We start from the raw sequence: 4,103 nt of genomic DNA, 5'->3' as shown, positions 1-4,103 counted from the left end.
GAGGAAGGGGCGGGGCGAGTGGGAGACGGCGCTGGAGGCGCTGGGTGCGCTGTACGTGAAGGGGGTGGAGGTGGCGTGGGGGGAGTACGAGAAGCCGTATGCGCGGCGGACGGTGCCCCTGCCCACGTATCCCTTCCAGCGGCAGCGCTACTGGTGGACCCGCGACACCCAGCGCAGCGGGGCGCTGCTCGCGCCGCGTGAGTCGAAGGACAGCAAGCCGCACCTTGGGACGCGGCTGTACTCGCCCGCGTTCGACGACATCATCTACAGCACGACGCTCGGGGCGTTCCGTCCGGCGTACCTCGATGACCACCGCCTCTACGGCACGGTCGTCACGCCCGCGGCCTCGCACCTGTCGATGGTCCTCTCGGCGGTGGCGGAGACGTTCGGTCCGCTCGCCTGCACGCTGGAGAACCTCACGTTCCACCAGGCGTTGGTGCTCGCGGATGACGAGCTGCGCCCGCTCCAGCTCATCTTCTCGCCGCACGCGGAGGGCTACTCCCTCAAGCTGATGACGCAGGGCGAGTCCGGCGACTGGGTGCTGCACGGCACGGGTGAGCTGCGGGTGGACCCGTCGCAGGTGTCCTCGCCTCGGCCGCTGCCCGTGCGCGAGGACGTGCTGTCTCGCTGCACCGAGGCGCGCTCGGGAGACGACTTCTACACGTTCTTCCGCGCCATGGGCTACACGCTGGGCCCCAGCTTCCGCTGGATTGGCCCCTTCCAGCGCAGCCAGGACGAGGCCTTCGGTCAGATGCGGCAGCCCGAGCTGCCCGACTCGCCGGACAACTACGCGCTCTACCCCGGTCTCATCGACTCGTGCTTCCAGATGCTCGCCAACTGGATGGTGAGCGACGCGACGAGCCTGGCGGACGCGCTGGCGATTCCCTTCAGCGTCTCGCAGCTCAACTTCTTCCGGCGCCCGCAGGGGCCGCTGTGGTGCTACGCGAAGTCCACGGCGGGCGAGCGCGCCGTCACGGAGGAGATTCTCAGCGGCGACGTTCAGCTCTTCGACGAGCACGGCCCGGTGGCGGAGATTCTCGGCTTCCACGCTCGCCGCGCCAGCCGGGAGGTCCTCCAGGCCAGCACGCACAAGCAGTCCGAGGAGCGCGTCTACGAGGTGGCCTGGACGCCGGAGCCCCTGCTGCCCGCGCCGCTGCCCGCCGCGCAGCCGCATCCGTGGCTGCTGTTGGTGGACGGTCAGGGCGTCGGAGCGCGGCTCGCCGCGCGACTGGAGGAGCGCGGTGAGTCCGTCATCCGCGTGCGCCCGGGCACCGCGTTCCGGGCCACGGCCGACAGGGGCTTCGAAGTCGATGCGCGCAGCCCATCCGACTTCAGCCGGCTGCTGCGCGAGGCCCTGAACGGAGCCCCGTGCGCGGGGGCCGTCTACCTGTGGGGGCTCGACGCGTCCGTGGAGGAGACGCAGTCCGCGCAGGCCCTTCAGCAGGCGACGCTTCAGGCCACGACGGGAGCGCTGCACCTGACGCAGGCGCTCGTCGCCAGTGGCGGCCCGGCTCCCCTGTGGCTCGTCACGCGAGGCGCACAGCCGGCGGATGGCGTGGCGGTGTCCTCGCCCGTGCAGTCCTCGCTGTGGGGCCTGGGGCGCGTCATCGACCTGGAGCACGGAGAGCTGCGCTGCGGCCGTGTCGACCTGGACCCCAGGGACACGGAGGGCGGCGTGGAGTCGCTGCTCACCGAGCTGCTGCGCTCCGCGGAGGCGCCGGGCCTGGAGGTGGCCTTGCGCGGGGAGAAGCGCCTCCGGTCCCAGCTCCAGCGAGCGAAGGGCCTGGTGGCGGCGGCCCTCGCCTTCCGCGCGGACGGCGCGTACCTGATTACCGGCGGACTGGGGGCGCTCGGCCTGGCGGTGGCGCGGTGGCTGGTGGAGCATGGCGCTCGTCACCTGGTCCTCGTGGGGCGACGCGAGCCCACGGCGGAGGCCCGCTCGGTGCTCCACGCGTTGGAGCAAGCGGGGGCCACGGTCACCGTGGTCTCGGCGGACGTGGCGCGTGAGGCGGACGTCGCGGCGCTCCTGGCGCGCATCGACGCGGGGCCGGTGCCGCTGCGAGGACTCTTCCACGCAGCGGGCCTCGTGGAGGACGGGGCGCTGGTGCAGCAGGACCTCCAGCGCTTCGAGCGGGTGATGACGCCCAAGGTGGCCGGTGCGTGGAACCTCCACCGCCTCACCGAGGGCCGGCCGCTGGAGCACTTCGTGCTCTTCTCGTCGGCGGCGGCGCTGCTGGGCTCTCCGGGCCAGGGAGGGTATGCGGCGGCCAACGCCTTCCTGGACGCCCTGGCGCACCTGCGGCGTGCCCGGGACCTGCCGGCGCTTTCGCTCGACTGGGGCCCGTGGGCCGAGGTGGGCATGGCCACGGACGCGCAAGTGGCCAGGGCGCTGGAGCGCCGAGGCATCCGCGCGCTGCCCACGGCCCAGGGGCTGGAGCTGCTGGGCAAGGCGCTGGGGCAGCGTCAGCCGCAGCTGGGCCTCATGAGCATCCGGTGGCCGACGTACATCGAAGGCCTGGGCCGGCTGGGGCGCTCGGCCTTCTACGCGGCGGTGGCGCCCGCGCGGAAGGAGGCGCCGCACGCGAGCGCTCCGACTCCGAAGAAGCAGTGGTTGGCGGAGCTCCAGGGCGCGCTGCCGCATGCGCGGCACGGGCTGCTCGTCCGCAGGCTCCAGGAGGCGGTGGGGCGCGTGCTCCGGCTGGAGGTGGCGGGGGTCGACTGGAGCCAGGGCTTCACGGACCTGGGCATGGACTCGCTGATGGCCATCGAGCTGCGCAATGCCCTGCAGGACGGGCTGGGGCAGTCGCTGCCTTCGACGATTGCGATGAACCACCCCAACGTGGACTTCCTCGCCGACCACCTCATCGAGGCTGTCTTGAAGTTCAACGACGAGAGCAAGCCCGCCGTGGCGCGTGAGGTGCCGGGCGATGGCGAGCTCGAGGTGAGCCTCGACGCGCTCTCCGACGCGGAGCTGGCCCGTCTGGCGCTCGCGGACCTGGCAACGGATTCCTGAGGAATATCGAGATGACGACCGAGGACATCAACTACCGGCAGATTGTTCAGCAGCAGCTCGTGAAGATTCGGAAGCTGGAGGCTCGGCTGGAGAAGGCCGAGTCGACGCCCCGCGCGGAGCCCATCGCCATCGTCGGGATGGCGTGCCGCTTCCCCGGTGGGGTCACCACGCCGGAGGCGTACTGGGAGCTGCTGCGCGACGGCGTGGACGCCACGACGGAGGTGCCGGCGAACCGCTGGGACGTGGACGCGCTCTATGACTCGAAGCCGCAGGTGCCGGGGAAGATCAACACCCGTCGCGGCGGCTTCCTGAAGGACGTGGACCAGTTCGACGCCCAGTTCTTCGGCATCTCTCCGCGCGAGGCCGCGGCGATGGACCCGCAGCAGCGGTTGCTGCTGGAGGTGGGCTGGGAGGCGCTGGAGCGCGCGGGGCATCCGGTGGAGCGCCGGAGCCGTCAGCGCGTGGGCGTCTTCGTCGGCGTGATGAACACCGACTACAGCCAGCGCCTGCTGGCGAACGCGGACCTGTCCCAACTGGACCCGTACTTCGGAACGGCCAAGGGCGCCTGCTTCAGCGCGGGGCGCCTGTCGTACGCCCTGGGCTTCCAGGGGCCGAGCATGGCGGTGGACACGGCGTGCTCGTCGTCGCTCGTCGCGCTGCACCTGGCCATCCAGAGCTTGCGCCTGGGCGAGTGCCCCGTGGCGCTCGCGGGCGGCGTGAACCTCATCCTCTCCCCGGAGCTCAGCGTCTACCTGTCGAGCAGCGGCGCGCTGTCTCCCGAGGGGCGGTGCAAGACGTTCGACGCCTCCGCGGACGGTTATGCCCGCGGCGAGGGCTGCGGAGTGCTGGTGCTGAAGAGGTTGTCGGACGCGGTGGCGGACGGGAACGAAGTGCTGGCGGTGATTCGAGGGACGGCGGTGAATCACGACGGGCCGAGCAGCGGCTTGACGGTGCCGAACGGGATGGCGCAGCAGGCGGTGATTCGGCAGGCGCTGGAGAACGGAGGGGTGAGAGCGGGGGAGGTGAGCTACGTGGAGGCGCACGGGACGGGGACGTCGCTGGGGGACCCGATAGAGGTGGACGCGATGTG

At 71.6% G+C, this 4,103-nt stretch carries 2 protein-coding genes; both read left to right on the top strand.

What is annotated here, in order from left to right:
* A partial coding sequence (locus HV824_RS35010; protein ID WP_176425209.1) for a type I polyketide synthase occupies positions 1-3,013 on the top strand: 3,013 nt, incomplete at its 5' end.
* Between the two features lie 11 nt (positions 3,014-3,024).
* Positions 3,025-4,103 (top strand): polyketide synthase (locus tag HV824_RS35005; RefSeq protein WP_176425208.1); only part of this gene is annotated, 1,079 nt, incomplete at its 3' end.

Origin of the sequence: Myxococcus sp. AM009 (genome assembly GCF_013372605.1) — a bacterium.
GTDB classification, from domain to species: domain Bacteria; phylum Myxococcota; class Myxococcia; order Myxococcales; family Myxococcaceae; genus Myxococcus; species Myxococcus vastator.
This window is presented reverse-complemented; position numbering and strand designations above follow the sequence as displayed.